Consider the following 24,796-nt stretch of genomic DNA (forward strand, 5'->3'; position numbering starts at 1 on the left):
GTGGGTGGACGATGATCTTGCGGAGGAAGTCGCGAGCCTGCGGGCTTTGGCCGCGCGTCTGCGGGCCGAGAACGCCCGGCTGCTCCGGCTGCTGGAGCTGGCCCCGGAACAGGCCACCCCGCCCGGCCCCGCGCAGACGGGTCTTTTCGAAGCCCCACCCGGCACGGTCGACCGGCAGTCGTCGCCGGAACGGAAGGTCGACTTCTTTTCCACCCTTTTCGCGGCCCGCCGGGATATCTACGCGGTCCGTTGGGAGAACCCCCGGACCGGCAAGGCGGGCTGGCTCCCGGCGGTACGCGGCCGCTGGCGGAAAGGCGTGCGTCACGAGGAGCGGGACCACCTGCCGCTCACCAAGGAAGTCGTACGGGCGCACCTGTCCGGCGAAACGCACATCGGGTTGTATCCCCTCCTGGACGGCGATCTCTGCCACTGGCTGGCGGCCGACTTCGATGGACCGGCCGCCGTCCTGGACGCGCTGGCATACTTGAAGGCCGCCAGAACCTGGTCGGTACCGGCGGGGCTGGAGGTGTCCCGCTCCGGCGTCGGCGCGCACACCTGGGTGTTCTTCACCTCGCCGGTGCCCTCGGAAGCGGCCCGCCGCCTCGGCACCGCACTCCTGCGGGAAGCGATGGCCATCCGCGGCCACATGGACCTGGCCGGCTACGACCGCCTGTTCCCGTCGCAGGACGTGCTGCCGGCCGGTGGCGTGGGAAATCTGATCGCCGCGCCCCTGCACGGAAAGGCCCGCCGCGACGGCCTGACGGTATTCCTCGACCTGGCCACAATGGAACCGCACGAGGACCAATGGGCCTTCCTGTCCTCACTGGGCAGAATGAGCCCGGCCGAGGTCAATCGCGTCGCACAGCGGGCAGGCCGGATCGCCGTCGGCGTGGGCGTGAACCGTCTCGAGACTCCGACCTCGACCCGGATCCGGGTCGCCCCGGCCCCGGTCCTGCATGCGCGCCTCGCGGCGGGAATCCGGATCGAATCCGGCGAACTCACGCCCGCCCTGCTGGCGACACTGAAACACGCCGCGTCGATGCCGAATCCGGTCTTCCACGAGCGGCAACGGCTAAGAATGTCCACTTGGGACACTCCAAGATTTCTCCGCAGCTACGAGGAAACCGTCGACGGCGGGCTCATCCTGCCCCGGGGCCTGGCCGGCACGGTGACCACGTTTGTGGAGCAGGCCGGAAGCCGCATCGAGGTCACCGACGAACGAAAGTCCGGCACCCCGCGGGAATTCACGTTCACGGCCACCCTGACCGAAGCGCAGCAAGCCGCCGTGAACGTGCTCCGCGACCACGACCTGGGCGTCCTGGTCGCCCCACCCGGCGCGGGCAAGACCGTGATCGCGTGCGCGCTGATCGCCGCACACGCGACATCGACGCTCGTGCTCGTCGACCGCAAAACCCTGGCCGACCAATGGCGAACCCGGATCAACGAACTGCTCGGCGTCAAACCCGGCCAGCTCGGGGGCGGTCGCGCGAAAACCCGCGGCGTGATCGACGTCGCCATGCTGCAGACCCTGGCGCGCAAGGATGACATCGCCGCGCTGACCGAGGGCTACGGGCTCGTCGTCGCGGACGAATGTCACCACATCCCCGCCGCGGCCTTCGAACACGCGGTCAACCAGATCCCGGCCCGCAGATGGCTCGGACTCACCGCCACACCCTACCGCCGCGACAACCTCGACGACCTGATCGCCCTCCAGCTCGGTCCCGTCCGGCACACCATCACCACCGAGCGGGAGTCCCCGCAACTGACCCTCGCGTCGCCAGACTCCGCCCCGCGCCCCACACCCGTCCTGCACCTGCACGAGACCGAATACCGCTACACCGGCGACGCCGATCCGTCGGCGCCCGGCGGCATCGCCGCCATCTACCGCGACCTCGTCGAGGACGCCACCCGCACCACTCAAGTCATCGACGACGTAACGGCCGCACTCGAGCGAGGCCGGCACTGTCTCGTCCTCACCCAATGGACCGCGCACGTCGACCGGATCGCCGGACAACTCCGGCAACGCGGGCTCGACCCCGTCATCCTCCGCGGTGGGATGACCACCAAAGCCCGGAAAGAAGCCCTGGCCCGCCTCCACCCCGCGAACGGGTCACCCCTGCTGGCCGTGGCCACCGGCCCCTTCGTCGGCGAAGGATTCGACTGCCCGGCCCTGGACACCCTGTTCCTCGCCGCCCCGATCGCCTTCAAGGGCCGGCTCGTGCAATACGTCGGACGAGTCCTCCGCCCACACCCGGGAAAAACCACCGCGGAAGTCCACGACTACCACGACATCGAAACCCGCGTCCTCGCGTCCTCCCTGGCGAAACGAGCGCCCGGCTACACCAGCCTCGGCTTCCCCAACCCGATGAAACTGGCATGAGACCCCGGCCACCGCAGCCCATTCGGGTGGCACCGCTTCCCACCAGTGCCGCGATCTCCATCGTCTCTCCCTATTCTTTTTGTCGCGTGGTTCCGCACCCGGCCCGTCGCCGGTCCTGTTTTTCACGCGGCGGTCCGGATCGACTCCAATCGGGTACAAACCGTCCGCGCAGCAACGATGAGTTCCGCACCGTCGGCCGGTCCCTCCCTCCGGAGGCCGCGCCCTCGTACGTTTCGTTTCGTCCGGCAACCGGCCGGACCCGACTGTGGAGGTTTCCGTGGGAAAGCTGATCATCTCGACCCACATCACCGTCGACGGCGTCATCGGGCCCTCACCCCAGGACTGGGCGATCCTCGGCGGCGAAGGCGAACGGCACAAGTTCGACCAGCTTTTGGCCGCGGACGCGTTCCTGCTCGGACGCAAGGTCTACCAGGGCCTCGCCGGTGCCTGGCCCACCATCACCGACGACACCGGCTTCGCCGAGCGGGTGAACAGCATCCCCAAGTACGTCGCCTCCCGGACCCTGCGAGAACCACTCGACTGGAACGCGTCGTTGATCAAGGGCGACCTCACCGAGAGCGTGACCGACCTCAAGCGCCGGCACCGCGGGAACCTGATCTCCTTCGGTTGCGGCGAACTCGCCTACGAACTCGCCATCCGAGGACTCGCCGACGAGATCCACTTCTGGGTCCAGCCCGCGGTCTGGGGCACCGGCGACCGGCCCTTCCACGGCCGCCAGGCCCGGCTGCGGCTGATCGCGACGACCGTTTTCGACTCAGGCATCACCCTCCTCTGCTACCGGCCGGCACCCGACCAGCAAGCCACCCCGGCGACCTGACCAGCCATACCCAGCGCCCGCGTCACCGACCTGCTGCGCGGCGTCAGGTTGGTCGAGCCTGCCGCGGCGAAAGAGAAGGACGCAGGCGTCAGGCCCCCTTGCGCAGGCGTTCGCTGATCTGCTGCCCCACCCCTTCGGTGACCCGGTCGTCCCCCAAAGGGATCCGCAGCTTCTCGGCCAGTTCGGCGCAGTGGAGGTCGACGGTCGACTCGACGAGGTCGGCGAAGGTGCCGGCGGCTTCCCGCCCCCGCCGCTGTCCCATCACCGTCAGTGCGACACCGGCGAGGACGGCCGGCCACCACAACGCAACTCCGACAGCGAAATACATCAGACCCCAGCCGGAGAGCACCGCGGCATCCGTGAAAGAGGAACGGGCCTCCCGTACCGCCACCCGCGTTTCCTCCGGCACGAGCAGCCACAGCCGGGGCCACACCGCGGCGAGGTCCAAACCATACTCGTGCAGCACCCGCAGATGCGCGGCGTTGACGCGGTCGCCGATCCAGGTGGGGTGCGACGGGGCCGCCAGCGAAATCCGGTTACGAGCAGCCGCGAGCTCGCCGCGACGCCGTTCGAAATCGGCTGCCGGTTCCGCTGGCTCCTGGGTCGCGTTCCGGTAGTCGTCGTGGGCGTCGCCCCAGCGGTTCCGGCGGCGCGTGACGAACGGGGCGACGAGCCGGTTCGGGGAGTCGATCAACCACAGCCGTTCGACGGCCGACCCGGCGGCCCGGGCGAACAACCCCACGCCGAAGGCCGCCAGCAGCAGCGCCACCGCACCGAGGACGAGCGCCACCGGCGCGCGGCCCAACCCGGTGCTCACCTTCTCGGCCACCGGCCCGAGCTGGTCGGCTCGTAGTGCGCGCCCGTGGCCCAGGACGATTCCCAGCCCGGCCACGGCGAGGAAAAGCGCTCCGGGCAAGGCAAGCTGGGCCACCCACCGTTCAGCGAGTTTCTCACCCAGCTTCGCGAGAAATCCGGTCATGGTGCGCCGAACCGGAGCGGTTCGGAAAACAGTGAGCAGCGTGGAATCGGACCGCTGGGTTCGCGTTCCCGCGTCCGGGAACAGCGGTCACGGGGGCACCGGTACGCACCTGCCGGTGGCGGCGCCTTTCGCGCGCCGAGCAGCGACACCAGGCCCCCGGACCCGCGGGCGACCGCGGCGAGCCCCAGCATTCCCAGCAACGCCTTGATGATCTCGGTGGCCGGCCGGTCCGCCGCCCGCAACTGCGAGCACTTCTCATCCAGCTCGTCCTGCCACCCTTCACCGGACGCCTGCCGCCTCAGCTCGGGCAGGCTTTCGCAGAACTCGGCCAGGGCACGCCGTTCGGCGGGTTCGGCAGACATGGCGAAAGGTATACCCCAAGCGCCCCCCGGAAGCGCAAACGTTCGGAATAATCGAGCGCCATTTCGATGTAACGGCTTGCTTCTTTTCGACGACTTGCTGCCGGAATGGCCCGTATCAGGGTGACCACGAAGGGTAGCGAGACTCGGATGGGACTACCGCTGGGCCCGCACTGGCTGCGTCGGCGGGGCGCCGGAAACGCGCACGACCGCGCGCTGCTGGCGATGGCGGAGTTCGTGCGGCATCCCCAACCGGGTCTGCTGGACCGTGCCGTGATGTGTCTGGACCGGGCGGTGGAGCTGCTTCCCGCCCGTGATCCGGTCTTGCCCGAGTACCTCTCCTTGCTCGGCGACGCGCTGTCCCAGCGGTTCGACCACCTCGGCGATCCCGCGGACATCGACCGGTCGGTCGCGGTGCACCGGCGCGCGGTGGCCGCGGCCGTACCTGGCTCGCCGTTGTGGGCACAGGTACGTCTCGGACTGGGAAACGCGCTTTTCAACATTTTCAAGCTGCGCACCAGCCTGGAGGCGTGGGAGGAAGCGACCGCCTGCTACCGCGAGGCGATGACCGCACCGGAAGCCGATGACGACGTGCGGACGAGCGCGATGGCGAATCTGAGCACGAGCCTGACCCTCGGCCACACCCATCCCGATCGGCAGAAGCACCTCGACGAATCGCTGTCCCTGCTGGCCAAGCTGATCGAGATCACACCGGCCGATCACCCTTACTACCTGTCCAGGGTGATCGATCTGGCGAACACGCTGATCTGGCGGGTGGACCTGCCGGAGCGCAGCGAACGGCTGGAACCGCTGCTGGCGATCCTGCGCGAACGGCTGCCCGACGCCGACCCCCTGACCCGGCGCCAGGCGGCGCTGATGGTGGGTGACGTGTTGCGGGACGGCCCGGACAGCGTGTTCGGCAAACCGACGACCGCCCAGCTGATCGAGGTCTTCCGCCGCCTCGTGCGGGCGCTGCCGGCCGGCCACGCTCTGCTGCCTGACTACCTGGCTCAGCTGGCACACCAGATGGCGGTCAGTGCCGAGGCACTGGGCACGATCGAGGTGCTCGACGAGGTGATCACCGCGGTGCGGGAAGCACTGACCGCGATGCCGGATCCGCGGCCCGCACGGGCCACCCTGATGTCCGTCCTGGGTGCCACGCTCGGCCGCAGGATGGAGATCACGGGCAGCGCCGCCGACCTGCGCGACGTGGTCCAGGTGCTTCGCGCGGCCTGCGCCGAACTGCCGGCAGACCATCCCGACCGGGGGCCGCACCTGAGCAACCTGGGCAACGCGCTGCGCCTGGAGTACCACTTGCGGCCGCGCGACGAGCTCTTGGCCGAGGCGCTCGAAACGCACCGGAGAGCGCTGCGAGAGACGCCGGCCGACCACCCGGCCCGGGCCATGGTGCTCACCAATCTGGGCGGCACGCTGGTCTACCTGTTCGAACGGCGCGGTGACCTGCGCCTGCTGGACGAAGGGATCGCGATGCACCGTGACGCGGTGCGCCTGACCCCCGATGTTCATCCCTATGCGGGCTTGTGCCTGTCGAACCTCGGTGCGGCGCTGGTGTCCCGGTTCGAGACGACCGGCGAACTCACCGACCTGGACGACGCGATCACCCAGCTGCGCCACGCCGCCGAGCTGACCGGGGAAGACCACGCCCACCGCGGTGCCAGGCTCAGTGCGCTGGGCAGCGCACTGATGCACCGCGCCAACCATGTCGGGGACAGCGGCGCGCTCGACGAAGCGACCCGGCTGCTGCGGCGGGCCGTGTCCGCCACCGGCACCGGCGGGATCTGGAGCGCGGGGGTGCACAAGAACGCCGCCACCATTCTCATGCACCACCCCTCCGGCAAGGGCGACCCCGTCGAACTGCTGCGCACGGCGCTGGCGATGGCCGGCGCCGCGCCGAGCCGGTCCAGCTACCTGTCCTCGCTCGGTATGGCCCTGCTCGCCAGGGTCCAAGACGGGATCAGCGCACAGCAGGACTCCCTGATGTCGTCGATGACGCGGAACCTCGACGACACCGCGATACTGGACGAACTGACCATGGCGGAGCTCGTCCGCCGTACGCGTTCCCTACCGGACCGGCCGCTTCCCCCGGAGCTCGCCGACAACCTCGCCGAAGCCGTGAAGGTGCTGAGGGAAGCGGTGGATTCCGCGCCGGCCGACCATCCCCAGCACCCGTTCTGGCAGGCCAGTCTGGGCACGGCGATGCACCTTCGGGCGCGGCTGGAGGGGCGGCCACGGGAGCTCGACAAGGCGGTCGAGCTGATGGGCGCCGCACTGGACTCGATTCCGAAGGACAGCCGCAGGCGCGCGTATGTCCTGACCGACTTCGCGCAGGCGCTGAAGCATCAGGCCGAGAGCAACGGCACCGCGGAGCGGCAGCGGGCGATCGTCGAGGCGTTGCGCGAAGCTGCCCTGATCGAGGCCGCGCCGGCGACGTGGCGGGCCATGGCGGCCCGTGACTGGGGCCGCGCCGCCGCCGATTCCGGTGACTTCGCCTCCGCCATGACGGGGTTCGCCACCGCTGTCGGCCTGCTCGACCTGGTCGCATGGCGCGGCCTCGACCGAGACGACCAGGAGCGGCTGCTCGCGGACTGCCAAGGCATCGCCGGCGACGCCGCGGCCTGTGCCCTGCAGGCCGGTCGTGCCGAACTTGCCGTGGAGCTGCTCGAACAGGGCCGGGGCGTGTTGCTGGCGCAGGCGCTCGACACGCGCGCGGAGCACGACGACCTGCGCGACCGGGCACCGGAGCTGGCCGAGCGGCTGGCCCGGGTGTCGGCCGGGCTGGACGACGGGACGGGCCCGGCCTCGAGCCAGCCGGCCGCCGTCGACCGGCGGCACCAGCTCGCTCGCGAACGCGACGAGACGCTGGCGGAGATCCGGCGGCTGCCGGGGTTCGAGGACTTTCTGCGGCCGCCGGCCTTCTCCGGGTTGGCCAAGGCGGCGGAGGGGGGACCCGTCGTCCTGGTCAACGTCAGCCGGTACCGGTGCGACGCGCTGGTCATCGACCGGGGCGCGGTCCAGGTCGTGCCGCTGGCCGAGCTGACCTCCGACGAGGTCGCCACCCGCGCGGTCCGGTTCACCACGGCCGTGGAAGTCCTCAACTCGGGCGACGGTGGCAGCCTGGACGCACGATTGCGCGCCCGCGAGGTGATCGGGGAGACCCTGCGGTGGATCTGGCACGCGATGACCGGCCCGGTGCTGGACGGCATCGGCATCACCTCGGCCGGACAGCCGTGGACGCGGTTGTGGTGGTGTCCGACCGGGCAGGCCGTGTTCCTCCCGCTGCACGCCTCCGGCGACCACTCGACCCGGCGAGCGGAGCGGCCCGCGACGGTGATCGACCGGGTCGTCTCGTCGTACACGCCGACAGTCCGTGCACTGGCCCGCCTGCGAGCGCAGGAACCGCCACGGCTGCCTGACCAGGCCCGGCCGTTGCTGGTGTCCATGCCGAACACCCCGGGCTTCCCCTACCTGCCCGGCGCGGTGGACGAAGCCGAGGACTTCCTGGACCGGTTCCCGGCCGCCCGCGCCCTTGTGGAGGAGAGCGCGATCCGGGACGCGGTCATGGGGCTGCTCGACGTCAGCCCGTGGGTTCACTTCGCCTGTCACGCGGTGCAGGCCCCCGGGTCGCCGTCCCGGGCCTGGCTGGTCCTGCAGGACCAGCCCGTGACCATCCGCGACCTGGTGGCGTTGCGCCTGTCCAGCGCCCGCCTGGCCGTTCTCTCCTGCTGCGACACGGCGCGCGGGGACGAGGACCTCGCGGACGAGGCGATCACCGTCGCGGCGGCGATGCACCTCGCGGGCTACCCGCACGTCATCGCCGCGCAGTGGATGGTCGCCGACAGCACGGCGGCCGAGTTCTCGCCCGACGTCTACGGGCAGTTGACCGGCGACGACGGCCAGATCGACACCGCGGAGGTCGCGTTCGCGGTGCACGAGGCGGTGCGACGGTTACGGGACAGCCACCCGCTGGCGCCACTGCTGTGGGCTCCCTACATGCACACCGGACCATGAGGGGATGGGCGATGAAGGCGTTCTTCGCGTGGCTGCTCTACCTGGCGGGGATAGCGCTGGTGCTGTTCGGCAACCGGCTTCACCTGCCCCACCTCAGCGGAGAGCAGTGGGTGCTCCTGCTCGGCGTAGGGCTGCCGCTGTGGTCGCTCGTCTTCGTGTTCTTCCGGGCCGCCGTGGCTTCGGCGCGGGCCGTCCAAAAGGCCGGCCAGACGATCCAACAGAACCAGAACCCGCTCCCCGCCGCGACGCTGAGCCGGCCGGGCGAAACGGTCGGCGCCAGGATGGCCGAACTCGGCGGGATCGAGGACGCCAGACAAAGCCTCGCGCCGGTCGTCGCGTGGCTGCGCAGCCCCACCGGCGTGCTCGGGGACGCCGTGCCCCGAGCCGTCCTGGTCACGGGCGCCTCCGGGTGCGGCAAGACCACCCTTGCCCGCGCGGTCGCCGGTGAGACCGGCGTTCCGCTTTTCTCCTACAGCGGCGCGGAATTCCACGAACTGCTCATCGGCATGGGGTCCGCCCGGATGCGGGAGGTGTTCGCCGAGATACGCCGGGAGGCCAGGCAGGACCGGCCCGCCGTGCTCTTCATCGACCAGATCGATCTGCTCGCCACCGAACGCCCGGCGGTGACCGGCCCCGGTTCGGCCTTTGCCGGAGAGCAGGAGGCCCACCGCACCCTCGCCCAGCTGATGTCCGAAATGGACAATCTGGAGCTGAACGGCCGGGTCTTCGTCATCGCCGCGACCAGCCGCCCCCGGGTCCTCGACCCGGCTCTGTTCCTGCCCGGCCGGTTCGGCCTGCGCGTCGACCTCCCCCTGCCGGCCGAAGAGCAGCGCGTGGCCATCCTCGGCAAGCATCTCGGCGACCGGCCGCTCGAGGGGATCACGATGACGGACATCGCCAGGGGAACCGGCGGCTTCACCGGCGCGGAACTGGCCCAGCTCGTGCGCTGGGCGGTCACCGCGGCCAAGGACCGGCTCCGGGTGAACGACCGGCCGCTGCTGCCCGGCCAGCCGCTGGAGCACGCCGACTTCGTCCAGGCCAAGGCGAAGATCCTGCCGCAGGTCGATGGGGTACCGCCGGCGCGCATCCTCGACCACCTCGACCTGAGCGTGCAGGGACAGGCCGAGGCCAAGCAACGGCTGGCCGTCGCCGTCAGCAACCACTACCTGCGGCTGTCGGCGGCCACCACGTTCACCGACCTGCCGATCGAGCTGAGGAAATCCAACGTCCTGGTGACCGGCCCGACCGGCACCGGCAAGACGATGCTGGTCGAGACCATCGCCGAGTTCCTGGGCGTACCGTCGGTCATCGGCAACGCCACCGTGCTCACCGAGACCGGGTACCAGGGGACCGACGTGCGGCAGTTGCTGTACCAGCTGCTCGTGGCCAGCGACTTCAACCTGCGCCGTGCCGAATACGGCATCATCTGCGTCGACGAGTTCGACAAGCTCGCCTTCAACCAGGGTGAGCGGACCCGGACCACCGGAGCCACCGTGCAGCAGGAACTCCTCAAACTGGTCGAGGGCACCCGCGTCGAGGTCGCCAAGAGCGGGGGGCGCGACGGTGGCGACAGCACCGCCGTGTACCAGCTCGACACCCACAACATCCTGTTCATCTGCCTCGGCGCCTTCAACGGGTTGGACCGGCACGTCGCCGCGAGGCTCGGCACGCCTGCGGCCGCCGTGCTCCCCGGACAGGCGCTGCCCGAAGACTTCGTCAGCTACGGCTTCCTGCCGGAACTGGTCGGCCGGTTCCCCGTCATCACCGCCACCGAGGCGCTGAGCGAACGCGAGCTGATCGACATCATGAGCAACCCCCGCAACGGCCTGATCGCCGAATACCGGTCGCTGCTGAACCTGCAAGGCTGGGAAAATCCCGTCTTCACCAGCGACGCGCTGCTCCGGATCGCGATCGAAGCCCACCAGGGCGCGGTCGGCGCACGGGCCCTGCGAAGCATCCTGGAGCGGGTTCTCGGTCCCACGATGGTACGCAGGCCGGACCACGACGGCCCGCAGCTGATCGTCGACGGCGAGCTGATCGAGCGGGAGCTGGGCAAGTCGGGTGTCTCGTCGTCGGCGGTGGCGCGAGCGACCACGTTGACCCCGCGCAAGGTGGAGTCGGCACTGGCCGAGAAGGTGCCGGGCAGCCGGGATGTCCAGGAGCTACTGGCCGTGCTCAGCTGCCGGCACTACCGCGATCCGGCGGACCGGAGCTCACCGGTTGCCCTGGTCGTCGACCCCTACCTGAGGCAGCGCCGGAGCTTGACCGAGGCGCTGGCCGAAATCTGGGGAGTGCCGTGGGCCGTGCTCGACGCCACCCAGCTCGCCGAAGGCGACGCGGGCCAGTGGTACGCCAGCGCCGTCACCGAGCTGACGAGCCGCGCCGGGCACCGTCCGGCATCGGCCCGGTACGGGATCCTGCTGTGCGACAACGTCGACCGGGCGCTCGCCAACTCCACGGCCGGCTCCATCCGAACCGGCTTCCAACGGGCCATCGCCCCGCTGCTGGCCGGGCAGCCGGTGTCCCTGGCGTCCGGTGACGGCACGCCCACGATGTTCCCCACCGCCGGGCTTCTGCCCGTGCTCGCGGGCGACTTCCGGCTCACCGCGAGGGCGGCCCGCCAGCCCGCGCTGAACTCCCCCTACGTCCCGCGGCAACTGTTGCCGACGCTGGCCGAGCAGTACACGCTGCCGGAAAACCTGCTGGTCGGCGTCACGGACCTGCGGCTGGGCGAGGACGACCTGGTCCGGTTGATCAGAAACCACGACGAGGACCTGCGCGGCAGGTACCGCCCGCTGCTGGAGTTCCGGCACCTGGTCCTCCACCGCTCCGAACACGACTACCAGCGCCTGGCCCACCGCGCCCGGCGCGAGGCATGGACTCCCGCCGACATCCCGGTTCGCCTGGAAACCATCCTCATGGAACAGCTCAGCGGGGACGGACACCGGACGGCTGCCGACACTTCAGGGAGCGAGTGACCGTGACCGACGAGGAAACATGGCAAGCCGGTTGTTCCTCCGCCGGACAACCGACCCCCGCCACCGCTCGTGTTGGAGCGCGGGTACTGCTTGATGATCGGCGGCGCGGTCGAGCGGCTCGACGCGATCCCGGTTCTTGAGCAAGATCAGCCCACGCGAATCTGTTCGGCTCTCGGCGCGCGGCCACGCCGCTTCCGGATAACCGCGTCCAGCGAGTACCGGCCGGGCCCCAAGACCGCGATCAGCAAGAAGATCCAGCAGAACAGGGCAGCCGGTTCCCCCATGTTCTGCAGGGGAAGCAAGCCCACCGGCTGGTGCACGGTGAAGTAGGCGTAGGCCATCACGCCGGAGCACACGATCGCGGCCGGCCTGGTGGCCAAACCAAAAAATACCAGCACGCCGCCGGCCAGTTCGAGCACACTCGCCCACCAGGCCGGCCAGGATCCGGGCGGCACCGCGGTGCCATTCCCGTCGATGCCGCCGAACGCGCCGAACAGGCCCTGTGCGCCATGGGTGGCGAACAGGAACGACACGACCATTCGGACCGCGGCCAGAACCGTTCCGTTCAACGAAGCACGCGTGGTCGTGGGGGTGGATGTGTCTGTCATTGCTCCTTCCTCTCCGGTCGGGTGCTTTCCGGTACGTCGGCTGTGGAACGGCCGAATCGACGGCACCCGCGGGCGTTTCCGGGTGACCGGACAGGCGGCCACCTCGGCTGGGCCAAGTTCCCGCGGAAACACGAAGAACGGCATCCAGGTCCTCGCCGACTATGTCGGGCAACGGCACCCCGGATCTTCAAAACGTACCGTCCCGGCCCGGCGCACTGACGCAGGCCGGCCGCCATCTAGCTCGAGCTGTCCTACAGCCTCAACGTCAACGACAGTAACAACCTGGCGCCCCAAGCGAAACTGTCCGAGGGCGGGCACCCGACCGTGACATCGAGTGACGCTGCGGGCCAGCGACGCCACGAGATCGACCAGAGTGCCCACCTGCCAGTCCAGTCGCCCGCACAGCGCGGCGAGAGGCGGGCAACCGGTGGCGGGCTGGTCATGGCGGGTGTCGCCACAGCATGGACGGCAAAGCGCCGAGCCGTCAGAATGCGAGCAAAACCCTGGCCTACTTGACACAAAGTCGACTCACAGCAGCAGCACGGTTTAGTTCGATGACCCACAATTCCCCGCCGTGGATGGGAGGTTCGATCAGTTCAACGATCTCGCCCCCCGCGCTGCGAGTCTCTTTGAAAGCGTTCAGGACCACTGGCAGGTGGTTCCCCCCCACGGGTCAAGCGGAGTTGCCGGAGGGTCAGGAGTATGGAAATGACGAGTGCCGTGATGGAGATCGCCAGGGTGGCGACGTTCAGCACGATGGTCGCGTTCACCGAGCAACGCTGGAATGCGTGGCTCCTCGTCCGCAAGCCCCGGTCGCGTCTTGCCTCATCTGCCTCTGGGACACACTCGACATCGTGACCCCCGCCGGTGGGCATGCGGCCGGTGATCTCGGGGGAGCCGGGCATGCCCAGTTCGGTGACGGTGCTGCCTCGCTGAATACCAGTGCCGACCTGTGTGAACCTGGTCCGGGTCACCCTCGGTTGTGGCACGTTCGTCACCCCGCGGGAGCAGCCACGGCTGCATCCCGCCGAGCGGCCAGGCATGGTCAGCGCCATGACCCAGCCGCCGGAACAGGTCCCAACTTTGCCGAAACCGTGAGTTGGTGGTCGGGACTTCCGGCCCTATATGCCCCGTTCGCCTGCTGCGTAGCGTCGTCAGGCGACGGTCATGTCCGTGCCCCGCATACCAGGTCGTGCCGGGAACAAATCAACGAATTGGAGTGAGGAGATGGCAGTATCAGACGCGCTGGCGACCATGTCTGCCAGGGCCAAGGAAGTCAAGGACGAAATCCGGGCCGCGACAACCAGCCAGCGTGCCGAAGTGGAGAAAACGTCGCCCGGGCCCGCGCCTCGGCCGAGGAGCGCAGCCAAGAACTACGGGAGAAGATCGAGGAGACGAAGTCCGACGTCGCTTCCTGGTGGCGTGACGTTCAGGAGTCGTGGGACAGGCGCGCTGAGCAGATCCGGTCCAGCATCGAGGAAAAACGACACAAGATGGACGTGAAGCAGGCTGCGAGGCAGGCCGACCTGGCCGAGGCTGACGCCGAATTCGCGGTCGCCCATGCCATCGCCGCCATTGAGGAGGCGGAGTATGCGGCGCTTGACGCGGTTCTCACTCGCAAGGCCGCGGACGAGCTCGCCACCAGCGGTTGACGACGACACGCCGCGCGGTTCCGGCCGGTGTTCGTCCGAGGTGCGGGCTGAACTCGATGCCGTGGACCGGGCCGCTTACGACGCCGTCGCCCGTACTGCGACCCCCGTCCTTGACCGACTCCTGGTGAGGCTGTCCCGCGCGGCTGACCATTCGCTCCTGTGGCTGATCATCGCCGCCGCGCTTGCGGTGGTGGGAGGCGGTGCGGGGCGGCGGGCGGCGTGTCAGGGCGTACTGGCCATCGGACTGGCATCGGGCGTGACGAACCTGGTCCTGAAGCCGATGGCCCGGCGCCGGCGGCCTTGGCGGCCGGCTGGGCAGGCACCGGCATCGCGTCGGGTACGCCGCCCTGGGTCGACTTCCTTCCCTTCGGGCCACGCGGCGTCCGCGTTCGCCTTCGCGTCCACCGTCGGGGAGGCTGTTCCGGTGACCTGGGTTCCCCTACACGTCGCCGCCGCGGGAGTCGCCTATTCGCGCCTGCACACGGGGATGCACTACCCGTCGGACATCGCCGCGGGCGCACTGGCTGGTGGCCTGTGCGCCTGGACTGTCCGGCGCGTGGCCGATCGCCTGACGAGTGGCCGGGCGCAACTGAGGTGGCGGCGGCGGTGACGGCCGGCGCCGACCGATGTGTACCACCGAAGGCGGTGGTCGTGATGAATCCACGCTCAGGCGGCGGCAAACCGGCGCGCTTCCGCTTGAGGGAACTGGCCGAGCGCACAGGGGCGCAGGTGCGAGTGACCAGTGCCGATCATGATGCCGCGTCGCTGGCCAGACTCGCGGCGGCGGAGGGGATGGAGGTCTTGGGAGTGGCCGGGGGCGACGGAACGGTGTCGGCCGTCGCCGCTGTGGCCGCCGATGCGGGCCTGCCGTTGGTGGTGATCCCGGCGGGCACACGCAACCACTTCGCCCGGGACCTGGGCATGGACATCAGGAATCCGGCCTCGGCATTGGACGCCCTGTGCGACGGCGATCCCGCGCGCGTCGACCTCGGGCTGATCGGCGGGCGGGTCTTCGTCAACAATGTCTCATTCGGCGCCTATGCCGACGCCCTGTTCGAGCCCGGATACCGGGAGGCCAAGCTACGCACCTTCGCGTCGATCGCCCCCGAGTACGTCAAGGGACAGCACGGGGTCGAAGCCAATGTGGACACCCCCGAGGGGACGATCGAATTCCCGCAAGTGCTGCTGGTGTCCAACAACCCTTACCACATCGCCACGCCGCACTACCTGGGCCGCCGATTCGCACTCGACACCGGATTGCTCGGTGGAATCGTGCTCAAGCGCCCGACCGACACGCCACCCGATCTGCTGCTGCACCTTCGCGCCACGCTGCGGCAACCGGGGATTGCGGGACGCCCGGTGCCGGTCATCACCTGGTCCGCACCCCGCATCACGGTCTATGGCGCGGCGCCCCACCTGCTCGCCGGGATCGACGGCGAACCCGTGACGCTCTCCCTTCCAGCCCGGTGTGAAATCAGGCCGGGCGCATTGCAACTGCTGCTGCCCAGAAACCGGCCGGGCATCCCACATGAACCCAAACCACCGCGGCGGGGATCTTGAGAAAACGGATGGCGGCCGCCCTGGGCCGCTCGTGCTGGCCACATGCCCCGGTGTCCGAGGACCCTGTGCCAGGAACCGGTCCTTGCCGCATTGTCCACAAGCGACCCACACGGGCTTGAGTCGGGCAGCACGAGCCGGGACACGAAAGATGCTGCCACGCTGGCAACCGCGATCGGCCACGGTCACACTCGGTCCTCGACCAGCTGACGCCGGCCAGAGTCGCGGCACACCTGCGGGCGGTCCTTGTCAATGCCTCCGTCCTGCCCGCCCGCGACCAGCGCCTGATCAGGCGACCGGGGGGCACGTAGGGGCCGAAGTCCCCATCACGAACGGAGCCCAGGTTCTCTCCGCGTCGCCCCTCGTCGCGAAAGGGCAAACAGGACTACGGTTGTCGGGTGCGGTTGCTCGACCGCTGCGCGGAGAAGCAGGCGCTCCACCAGGTGCTCGACAGCGTGCGAGCGGGGATGTGCGGCGCGCTGGTCCTCCGCGGGCAGCCCGGCGTGGGGAAGTCGGCGTTGCTCGTGCGGTCGCGACACGAAATCGGACTGAGGATTCCGGGGATTCCATGTCGGCTGCGGCGCCCTAGCGTCGTCGGTGTCTGGCCATGCCGAGCGGCTGCCGAGGTCGAAGGCGTTGAAGCCTTGTACTGGCGGAGGCGAGCTACGGGCGCGGCTGCCGGTGGCCCCAGGCTGAGCGGTGCCTTCTCCGCGGAGACGACGTGCGTTTTCACGGGTGCGATCGACATCTGGATCGGAAGGCCACCGGCGGAAGGACCCTTCGCGATCAACGCGAATGGGTCGGACGGCTGGAACAGGCGGAACAGGCGGAACAGGCGGAACAGGCGGAACAGGGAAGGAAATCATGACAACGGCGATCAACGAGTACCGGGCGGGGCCGAAAGTCGGAGCGCGATCGGAGTTCATGGTCGTCGGGGACGTCATTCCGGGACACGAAGAGGCACTGCGACAGACCCTGGAAAGGCACATGACCGGCCCGCGTACGCAGCAGGCCATCAACCAGATCGGCACGTTGCATGAGGCGCGGTTCGTGCTCTTGGACGGTGACACGCGACTCGTGTTCGCCAGCAGCTTCGACGGACCGTGGGACGTGTACATCGACGACTTCGCCACCACGGATATCGGACGGAACTTCGACGACACCTGGCAGCACGTCCAGGGCTACCCGGGCGTCAAGTCCCCCAACGTCAAAGAGTGGTTCAAAGAGCGCACGGTGGTGGCGGGCAACTTTGTCCGCGCCTGTCCCGAGCCGACCGTGAAGCAGGTCTGGAAGGCACTGGCTCTGCAGAAGGCGTTCCAGCAGGTGCTGGACACCCCCGGCGCCGAGGAGGCGCTACAGCACCCGGCGCTGAAACCACTGCTGGACCTGGCCGCCGACTGAGCCGGCAAGTCCGAGCCCGCCACCAGTCACGTGGACCGTACGGCTTGTCCGGGGAAACCATCACCACGGCACAGACAGGAAGGAAGCCATGACAACCATGACCAGCGTGAAGTCGGGGAAGGGCCTCAGCGACGGACTGGTGTCCGAACTGGCCACCTACTGGAACGTCCTGCCCGGCCACGAGGACGAGCTGCGCGCGGCGACTCAGCGATTCGCCGACGTGCTACGCAACGTCCCCTCCGAGAAGAACCTCCACACCGGCCTGCGGGACAGCCGCCACGTGATCTTCGACAACGGGCAACGGCTGATGTGGGCCACGACCTTCGAGAACGACTGGGACCCCTACTTCGACGATTTCGTCCAGATCGGCATCGAGCATTTCGTGGACTGGCTGCAGCACACCGCCCAGTACACGGACGTGTCGGCGTGGCTCGAATCGTCCGGCGGGCTGGAGAAGTTCCGCCTGGACAACCCCGAAATCGAGTCGCAGATGAAGCGCACTGTCGGCGGACTCAAGGCGATCGTCCAGTCCGTGCAGAGCCCGGCCACCGGGTACTTCAACCAGCTGAGCGCCTGGACGATGCCGCAACTCGTCAAGGCCCAGCGGCTGCAGGAGACCTTCCAGCAGGTGCTGGACACCCCCGGCGCCGAGGAGGCGCTACAGCACCCGGCGCTGAAACCACTGCTGGACCTGGCCGCCGACTGAGCCGGCCCGGCGGCCGGCTTGTGCTGCCCCGCGAGCCCGCCCGACGGCGCCGTCAACGACTACCGAAGGAGCACCATGACCACGGAGACCGAAACCTCGCTGGAGCTCGGTGACATCCAGGCTGCCGCTCTGATGCCTCGGCCGAATCCGTACGCGGGCGCGTACTGGGCATTGCGCATCGACGACCGGCACGCGGCGCGGGAGCTGCTGCGGCGACTGATCCCACTGCTGGATCCGGTCTCCTCATTCGACCCGGGCCGGCCGGTATCGCTCGGGGTGGCCCTCAGCTTCGCCGGGCTCGAGGCGATCGGCGTGCCGGCGGAGTCGCTGGCCACGTTCCCGCCCGAGTTCCAGCAGGGCATGGCCGCTCGCGCGGCCGAGATCGGCGACATCGGGGAGAACGCGCCGGAGAACTGGGAAGCGCCGCTGGGCTCGAAGGACGTTCACCTCGTGGCGGCCGTGCTGGCGCAGGACACCTCTCTCATGGAGACCGGGGTCACGCTGGCGCAGGACGCGATCCGCGACCTGCCCGGCGTCACCCCGATCTGGCAACTGGACGTGCACGTGCCACCGGACGGGCGTGAGCAGTTCGGCTTCAGGGACAGCATCAGCGAGCCGGCCGTGGAGGGCACCGGCATCCTCGGCAGCAATCCGCACGAGGCGCCGCTGAAGGCGGGCGAGTTCGTCCTGGGCTACGAGGACGAGAACGGCGACCTGCCCCGGTACCGCAGCCGGAGGTGCTGGGCCGCAACGGCACGTAGGTGGCCTTCCGCAAGCTGCACCAGCGCGTGGCGGCCTTCCGCCAGTACCTGCGTCAGAACGCCGCGGACGACGCCGAGGCGACCTGGCTCGCGGCCAAGTTCGTCGGGCGCTGGCCCAGCGGGGCGCCACTCGCCCTGTCCCCGGACAAGGACGACCCCGAGCTGGGTGCCGACCCCGAGCGCAACAACGCGTTCACGTACGGCGACGACCCGCGGGGCCTCAAGTGCCCGGTCGGCGCGCACGCCCGGCGGATGAACGCGCGCGACTCGGTCGTCACCGGCCAGGTTCGCCTGCACCGCATGATCCGGCGCGGCACCAACTACGGCCCGTCGCTTTTCCCCGGCGCGCTGGAGGACGACGGCGCCGACCGTGGCCTCATGTTCGCCTTCGTGGGGGCGCATCTGGCCCGGCAGTTCGAGTTCGTCCAGAAACAGTGGGTCAACGACGGGAAGTTCATCGGTGCGCCCGCCGAGCGGGATCCGCTGATCGGCGTGCACGACGGCGGTGAGTTCACCGTCCCGAAGCGTCCGATCCGCCGCCGGCTCAAGGGGCTGCCGGACTTCGTCGTCAACCGGGGCGGCGAGTACTGCTTCATGCCCGGGCTGCGGGCCCTGCGCTGGCTTGCCGATCTCGACACCTGAGAGCAGGAGGTTTGTCATGGCCGACCACTTCTCCGGTCCGCGGGCCCTCTCCGACCCCGCGTCCGACATCACCGACGTGTACGCCTTCCCCAGCCCGGAGCGGCCCGGTCAGCTGGCGCTCGTGCTGGACGTGTTCCCCGCCGCCGCTCCCACGGCGCTGTTCTCCGACGCGGTCAGCTACCGCTTCCGCCTCCGGCCGGTGACGGCCACGGCGGCCGGCGGCCGACCGGCGTTCGTGGCTGGCGCCGACGAGTACACGTTCGACTTCCGCTTCGCCGTGCCGCACCCGGACGACGTCCGCGACACCGTGGTGCAGACCGGCACGTGCACCATGCCCGGTGGAGCGGAGATCCCGTTCCGGGTCGGCGAGGAACAGCCGACCGGGATGCCCGGTGTGCGGATCTTCGCCGGTGCGCGGCTCGATCCGTTCTTCATCGACCTGAAAGCCGTGCTGGCCACCGAGACGCAGGAGCAGTTGGCGTTCCGGCCTCGGTCCGCCAACTCCCTGGAAGGCATGAATGTGCTGGCCATCGTCGCCGAACTCGACCTCGCCACGGTGCTCGGCAGCGACACTGGCCCGCTGGTGGCCGTTGTGGGCGAGACCGTGACCTCCCACGGTCACCCGTTCCGGCTGGAACGTATGGGCCGCCCGGAGATCAAAAACGTCATCATGCGGAGCTCGAAGCACGATCCCGTCAACCGCGATCTCGAGATCCGCGACCTCTACGACGCCGAGGACGCCTTCAACCTGAGCGAGGACTACATCGGGGCCTACCGCGCCCGGTTGAACGCGAATCTGGCCTTCTTCGACCGGCTGGACGGCAAGACCGACTGGCCGCCCGACGATCAGGGCGTCCACCCCTTGACCGAGTTGCTGCTGGCGGACTTCCTCGTCGTCGACACGTCCAAGCCGTTCTCCGGCGACAGCGACCTTGAGATCGAGCGCGCCGTGCTCACGGGCCGCCCGCACACCACCTGCGGCGGCCGGTCGCCCGAGGACGACATCATCGACACGCTGTACACGCTGCTGGTCGGTGGCCTCGACGGACCGCGGATCAGCGACGGCGTCGACCGGCCCACCGAGCCGACGTCCCGCACCTTTCCCTACCTGGTTCCCCCCAACCCACATCCGCCGGACCGGATGACCGTCTTCGCCGCGCTGCCGGCGCCACCGGAGGAGGCAGCACCATCATCAGCGAGCTGACTGACAACGACGGCCGACCGTCCACCACCAGCGGGGTCATCGCCGTGGCGAACCTGCAGGCCCAGATCGAGGGTCTGGGTGTGCTCCACGGGGCGCGATCGGGGCAGGCAGCAGCGGCACGTCCGGTGGTGGCCGAACAGGCCCACCTGATCGACCTGCTGATCCTGCGCGGGCAGGTGCTGGGCCGGATCGCGGACTACGAACGCGCCGCGGAACGGGCCGAACACCTGGTGCGCGCCGCGCCGGACGACGGTGCGGCCTGGCTGGCCCGGGCCAGGACGCGAGCGACCTTCCACAGTTTTACCAAGGCGCTGGCCGACCTCGACACGGCGGGACGACGCGATTCGGACCGGGCCACGCTGGAGGCAGAGCGTGCGGCGATCCTCCAGGCGGTCGCGTGCTACACCGATGCCCTCGTGCTGCGCCGAGACGCGGCAGAGCGCCGGCCCGACTTCACGACGCTGGGTGCGCTGGCCGTGCTCCAGGCCGAGCGCGGGAAAGTCGCCCAGGCGGAACACCTGTTCACCGAGGCGCGGCGCCGCTACCGGGGTGTCTCGCCGTTCCCCGTCGCCGAACTCGACTTCCGGCGCGGAGTGATGTGGCTTGCCCAGCGTGACCTTCCCGCCGCCCGTGCCTGGTTCGACGCCGCCGTGGACCGCGTGCCGGCCTACGCCCCGGCGCTGGGTCACCGCGCCGAGGTCGACGCGGCCCTGGGTGCCCGCGACGCCGCCATCGATCTCCTGCGCCCCCTGGCGCTGTCCAGCGACGACCCCGAGTACGCGGCCACCCTCGCCGGCGTCCTCAGCGACGTCGGCCACCCTCACGAGGCCGAGCAATGGCGTATCAGCGCGGCGGCCCGCTACGACGAGCTCGCGGCACGCCATCCGGAGGCCTTCGTCGATCACGCCGCCGACTTCTGGCTGACCGTGGGTGGCGATCGGCTCAAAGGGCTCCAGTTGCGGAAATCACGCGAGCCGGGCAATCCACCGCACTGCCCGCCGCGTCATTCCGACCGACGCACGGCGTGCCGACCTCGGCACGTAGGACTGGATGTGCGGCCATGGACGACCGCTACGACCTTGTGGTGATCGGCGCCGGCCCGGCCGGGGAGGTCGCGGCTGCCTTCGGGCGCAAGGTGCTCATCGTCGAGCGGAACACGCCCGTCTGGGTGGTCGCGACCGCGCCCACCAAGGCTCTGCGCGAAGCCGCGCTCTACCCGACCGGCTACCGCCAGGAGGAGGTCTACGGGCGTCCGGGCGGCAGCGCCGCTGGAGGCGGTGATGCCAACCCTCGGCGCCAGAATCAAGCCGGATCCGGCTCTGAAGGACTCCGGGACACACCACGACGACGATCGCCCCACCGGCCACCCGTCCCTGCTTCGGCGCCGGGCGCAACGGCTCCACAATGGCCCATTCCGCATCGGTCAGGTCACCACGCGCCACAACACAAGCCGATCACATCCCTCGATCAACCTTCCGGCGGACACGCCCTGGCACAACCGCGGCCGCCGCTTGGCGGCAACTCAGAAGCTGATGTTCCCGTGAATGTCCCCGGCCTGGACCACCTTACCGGACACGTCTCCGGAGATCTGGTTGGTCACCCCGCCTTTTTCCGCGTGCTGCGTCCATCCCGAGCGCAGCGTTTCGGCGAACTCCGGATCGGCCTGTTCGGCGGCCTCGAGTCGTTCCGCGAGCACCCGGATCGGTCCCGCTTCCCGCGGCATCGCCTCGGCGGTTTCCAGCGCCTTGCCCGCCTCGGGATCCTTGCTGAACTTCTCCTTGACCAGGTCATACAACCCGGTTGCGGCCTTGGTGGCGATCGCGGTGGCAATGGAGATCAATATGGGTTCCGGCACACGTCCACGGTAGCAAAATCGCCTTCCTTGAATGGCTTCTACCTCCGTGAATCGTCTGGACCCATCCTCCCGGCAGAGGTTGGTGGCAGGAACTGCATCACCCGGCGCCCCATACCCGGCCGACTACTGGCCCGCGGCGAAGCCGCCGCGACCTACCCCGGCAGGCACGACCTCGCTACGGCTCTCACGAGCCTGGGCAAGGTCGCTGCCCACTCCGATTCCACCATCACCCGAATAGCGTTCAACACGGCCACGGCCTTCGTCAGGCAGCCGTCGACCTTCGGCGTTCTCAGGGTAGTCCTTGGGTAGTCCTGCCCTCCGTATCGAGCGCAAAGGCGCGCCCCAGTGCACCAAAGCCGCACAGATGCACCGAGGAATATGGCTGGAAGAACGCACTTGAGTTCACTCAGTAGCTGGTCGATGAGTGGAGCGAGCGGTCTCCGAGTCGATCAGGTCAGGGACATCACACGGGTACCAACGCAAGAGAACGCAAGAGGCGGTACCCCAAAGCGCGCCTGAGTCGGAGACTCCCAGAGGGAGGGCGTTAAGACAGGATGGATACGGGCGACAGACGCGAGAACACGATTGCCGGCGACGTGCACGGCTGGGCCGTACAGGCTGGCGTTGTGCACGGCGGGATTCACCTGCACAAGGCGCGACCGCGGAACTCGGTACCGCGGCAGATACTACCGGTTCCGGCATCGTTCACCGACCGCGAAAACGAGTTGGCCGAGCTTGACCGCCTGCTGCGCGTTGAGGAACGCCAAGGGCCGGGCCTGGTTGTCGTAGCCGGCTCGGGTGGGATCGGGAAGACCGCACTGGCCTCTCGATGGATAGCCGACAATGTCGCTCGTTTCCCTGACGGGCAGCTTTACGCCGATCTGGGGGGCTTTGGGATGTCTGCGCCCGCATCCCCTGCCGATGTACTCGGCCGGTTCCTGCGCGCACTCGGCGTGCCTGCCGACCAAATTCCGGTGGATCTCGCCGAACTGGCCGCGTTATATAGATCTGTGACCGCGGGCAAGTCGGTGGCCGTTCTGGCTGACGACGCCGATTCCGCGGCTCAGGTACGACCGTTGCTACCGGCGTCTTCGGCGAGTGTAGTGATCATCACGAGCCGGTGGCGCCTGGGTGGGCTTGCTCTTGACGGTGCGCGCGTCCTGGTGCTGCATCCTTTGAATCACGACGCGGCACTCAAGCTCCTGCAGCGGACTATCGGCAGCGACCGGGTCACGACCGAATCCGAACCAGCGCGTGAATTGGTCCGGCTTTGCGGAGGCTTGCCGATCGCGCTGGGTGTGGCCGCGGCACGGCTGTCGACGCGGCCACAGTGGCCGATCTCGCGTCTTGTCGACGTGCTGTCTGACGAGCGCCGCCGCCTCTCCGCCCTCGCGGTCGCCGACAAGGCCGTCGTCAAGGCGAGCTTCGATCTTTCCTACCGTGAACTGGCGACGAGCGCGGCGCGCGCCTACCGGTTGCTGAGCCTGCATCCGGGCCAGGAGTTCGGCTCCGCGGTCACGGCCGCCGCGGTCGATTTGCCGCCGCTCGCCGCGGAGGAAGCACTGGACGACCTCGTGAACGTGAGCCTGTTGACAGATATCGGACCCGACCGCTACCGGTTCCATGATCTGGCTCGTGTGCACGCACGCCAGCAGGCCGAAGACAACGACAGCAAGGCAGCGCGCACCGACTCGGTGCACCGCATCGTCGACTGGTATCTCGACAACGCCGTATCCGCCGATCTGGTCGCCATCCCGCTGAGGCCACGGATCGGTCCCCGGTTCCGGCGTCCCCGTAGTGAGCCATCACGGTTCACAAACGCGCCGACCGCGCTGGATTGGCTCGAGCAGGAGCTTGGGAATGTGGTCGAGGCGGGGCGAACCGCGGTCGCACACCACTGGTGGGAAGAAACCTGGCAGCTGTGTGAAGCACTTTGGAGTCTTTTCCTGTATCGCAAGCACTACCGCCAATGGATAATCACCCACGAATGGGGCATCGACGCCGCACGGCGGTGCGAGAACCCTCGCGCCGAAGCCCGGTTGCGCGTCCAACTTGGTTACGCATACCTCAATACCGAACGCTACGACGCTGCACGAGACTGTTTCACAGCCTCGCTGGACCTCGGCAGGTCCTGCGACGACCGAAGCGTTCAGGCGACGGCGTGGGAGCATCTGGGACTCGTCGCCCGCAGCACGGGAGATCTTCACGTAGCCGTCGCTCATTTCACCAAGGCACTGCACATCACCGAAAAGTTGAAGCAGCCTCGCGGTGTGACTCTGCACCTACGACGGTTAGGCGAGACGTTCGCCGAGCTCGGCCTTCCGCAGGAGGCCACATCCCATCTACAGCGTGCTGCGGACGTCGCCAAGCAGATCGACGACTCGGTGCTGCATGCCCGGGCACTGACGCGGCTCGGCAGCCTGAATCTCCGGTCAGGCCGTCCCCATGAGGCGTACGAAACCTTGGAGAAAGCCGCGGACATTCTTGGCAAATCCGGTGCGACCGCCTACTATGCCGAAGTTCTGGAAGCGCTTGGCGACGCGTGCCTGAGCACGGGTGACTTCACTTCCGCACGGGGTTACCTCGAACAGGCGTTGGGAATCTACGAACGGTCGGCCGATCCGAAGATACGGCGAGTCTCGGCTCGCCTCACTTCGATCCCTCCGCGGGGAGGTTCCGACCAAGCACATCCCGAACACACCCAGGAATAGCATCGCCGAGCGTACCTCAGCGCGGTCTCAGTACCGCTGTTCGTCGCTTGCGTCGTGGGTTCGCGGGCTTTCAGGCCGCGGCCATCGCGCACCCGGACGACGCACCGGCCTGGCCCGCAACCTGCCGCGGCCACGG

At 68.9% G+C, this 24,796-nt stretch carries 18 protein-coding genes; 14 read left to right on the top strand and 4 right to left on the bottom strand.

From position 1 onward, the window contains the following. Positions 1-4 precede the first annotated feature (4 nt). On the top strand, positions 5-2,380 hold the full coding sequence (locus VJT49_RS24705) for a TOTE conflict system archaeo-eukaryotic primase domain-containing protein (protein WP_324167299.1): 2,376 nt from the start codon (positions 5-7) through the stop codon (positions 2,378-2,380). Positions 2,381-2,657: 277 nt separating this feature from the next. Next, positions 2,658-3,218, top strand: coding sequence for a dihydrofolate reductase family protein (locus tag VJT49_RS24710; protein WP_324167300.1), 561 nt, complete (start codon positions 2,658-2,660; stop codon positions 3,216-3,218). Positions 3,219-3,306: 88 nt separating this feature from the next. On the opposite strand, the gene VJT49_RS24715 is transcribed toward VJT49_RS24710, so the two are convergent. Together VJT49_RS24715 and VJT49_RS24720 are read right to left on the bottom strand one after the other, a co-directional pair. After that, positions 3,307-4,197 carry a hypothetical protein gene (locus VJT49_RS24715; protein ID WP_324167301.1) on the bottom strand — a complete coding sequence of 297 codons (891 nt, stop codon included), beginning with the start codon at positions 4,195-4,197 and terminating at the stop codon, positions 3,307-3,309. Then, positions 4,194-4,559 carry a hypothetical protein gene (locus tag VJT49_RS24720; protein WP_324167302.1) on the bottom strand — a complete coding sequence of 122 codons (366 nt, stop codon included), beginning with the start codon at positions 4,557-4,559 and terminating at the stop codon, positions 4,194-4,196. Before VJT49_RS24720 ends, VJT49_RS24715 begins: the two co-directional genes overlap by 4 nt. Positions 4,560-4,706: 147 nt before the next feature. Between VJT49_RS24720 and VJT49_RS24725 the strand changes: the two genes are divergently transcribed. Together VJT49_RS24725 and VJT49_RS24730 are read left to right on the top strand one after the other, a co-directional pair. After that, a complete protein-coding gene (locus VJT49_RS24725) occupies positions 4,707-8,585 on the top strand; it encodes a CHAT domain-containing protein (RefSeq protein ID WP_324167303.1) in 3,879 nt (1,292 codons plus the stop codon). Between the two features lie 11 nt (positions 8,586-8,596). Beyond that, the gene (locus VJT49_RS24730; protein ID WP_324167304.1) at positions 8,597-11,563 is read left to right on the top strand and encodes an AAA family ATPase; all 2,967 of its coding nucleotides are present in this window, start codon (positions 8,597-8,599) and stop codon (positions 11,561-11,563) included. A gap of 146 nt (positions 11,564-11,709) precedes the next feature. On the opposite strand, the gene VJT49_RS24735 is transcribed toward VJT49_RS24730, so the two are convergent. Continuing rightward, entirely contained in the window at positions 11,710-12,171 is a 462-nt protein-coding gene (locus VJT49_RS24735) for a DoxX family protein (RefSeq protein WP_324167305.1), read from the bottom strand. Between the two features lie 1,493 nt (positions 12,172-13,664). Here VJT49_RS24735 and VJT49_RS24740 point away from each other — a divergent pair. The 9 genes from VJT49_RS24740 to VJT49_RS24780 all read left to right on the top strand — a co-directional run bounded on the left by VJT49_RS24740 (position 13,665) and on the right by VJT49_RS24780 (position 21,182). Continuing rightward, positions 13,665-13,823, top strand: a complete 159-nt coding sequence (locus tag VJT49_RS24740) for a hypothetical protein (protein ID WP_324167306.1) — start codon at positions 13,665-13,667, stop codon at positions 13,821-13,823. Next, on the top strand, positions 13,762-14,433 hold the full coding sequence (locus tag VJT49_RS24745; RefSeq protein WP_324167307.1) for a phosphatase PAP2 family protein: 672 nt from the start codon (positions 13,762-13,764) through the stop codon (positions 14,431-14,433). Before VJT49_RS24740 ends, VJT49_RS24745 begins: the two co-directional genes overlap by 62 nt. After that, complete coding sequence (locus VJT49_RS24750) at positions 14,430-15,383, top strand: diacylglycerol/lipid kinase family protein (protein WP_414636086.1); 954 nt, start codon at positions 14,430-14,432, stop codon at positions 15,381-15,383. The genes VJT49_RS24745 and VJT49_RS24750 overlap by 4 nt, the downstream gene beginning before the upstream one ends. A gap of 861 nt (positions 15,384-16,244) precedes the next feature. Then, a complete protein-coding gene (locus tag VJT49_RS24755; RefSeq protein WP_324167309.1) occupies positions 16,245-16,781 on the top strand; it encodes a hypothetical protein in 537 nt (178 codons plus the stop codon). Positions 16,782-16,878: 97 nt separating this feature from the next. After that, a complete protein-coding gene (locus tag VJT49_RS24760) occupies positions 16,879-17,487 on the top strand; it encodes a hypothetical protein (protein WP_324167310.1) in 609 nt (202 codons plus the stop codon). A 75-nt stretch (positions 17,488-17,562) separates the two neighbouring features. Continuing rightward, positions 17,563-18,504, top strand: coding sequence for a hypothetical protein (locus VJT49_RS24765; protein WP_324167311.1), 942 nt, complete (start codon positions 17,563-17,565; stop codon positions 18,502-18,504). After that, the gene (locus VJT49_RS24770) at positions 18,501-18,890 is read left to right on the top strand and encodes a hypothetical protein (RefSeq protein WP_324167312.1); all 390 of its coding nucleotides are present in this window, start codon (positions 18,501-18,503) and stop codon (positions 18,888-18,890) included. Before VJT49_RS24765 ends, VJT49_RS24770 begins: the two co-directional genes overlap by 4 nt. Before the next feature lie 16 nt (positions 18,891-18,906). Beyond that, positions 18,907-20,094 (top strand): DUF4331 family protein, encoded by a 1,188-nt coding sequence (locus VJT49_RS24775; protein ID WP_324167313.1) that lies wholly within the window; start codon positions 18,907-18,909, stop codon positions 20,092-20,094. A 44-nt stretch (positions 20,095-20,138) separates the two neighbouring features. Next, positions 20,139-21,182: a tetratricopeptide repeat protein gene (locus VJT49_RS24780; RefSeq protein ID WP_324167314.1), complete on the top strand. Its 1,044-nt coding sequence runs from the start codon at positions 20,139-20,141 to the stop codon at positions 21,180-21,182. A gap of 434 nt (positions 21,183-21,616) precedes the next feature. Here VJT49_RS24780 and VJT49_RS24785 read toward each other — a convergent pair whose 3' ends face one another. Beyond that, positions 21,617-21,949: a hypothetical protein gene (locus VJT49_RS24785; protein WP_324167315.1), complete on the bottom strand. Its 333-nt coding sequence runs from the start codon at positions 21,947-21,949 to the stop codon at positions 21,617-21,619. A gap of 554 nt (positions 21,950-22,503) precedes the next feature. Between VJT49_RS24785 and VJT49_RS24790 the strand changes: the two genes are divergently transcribed. Continuing rightward, positions 22,504-24,660 (top strand): ATP-binding protein, encoded by a 2,157-nt coding sequence (locus tag VJT49_RS24790; protein ID WP_324167316.1) that lies wholly within the window; start codon positions 22,504-22,506, stop codon positions 24,658-24,660. Positions 24,661-24,796 lie beyond the last annotated feature (136 nt).

This window comes from Amycolatopsis sp., from assembly GCF_035276945.1.
Classification (GTDB): Bacteria; Actinomycetota; Actinomycetes; order Mycobacteriales; family Pseudonocardiaceae; genus Amycolatopsis_E.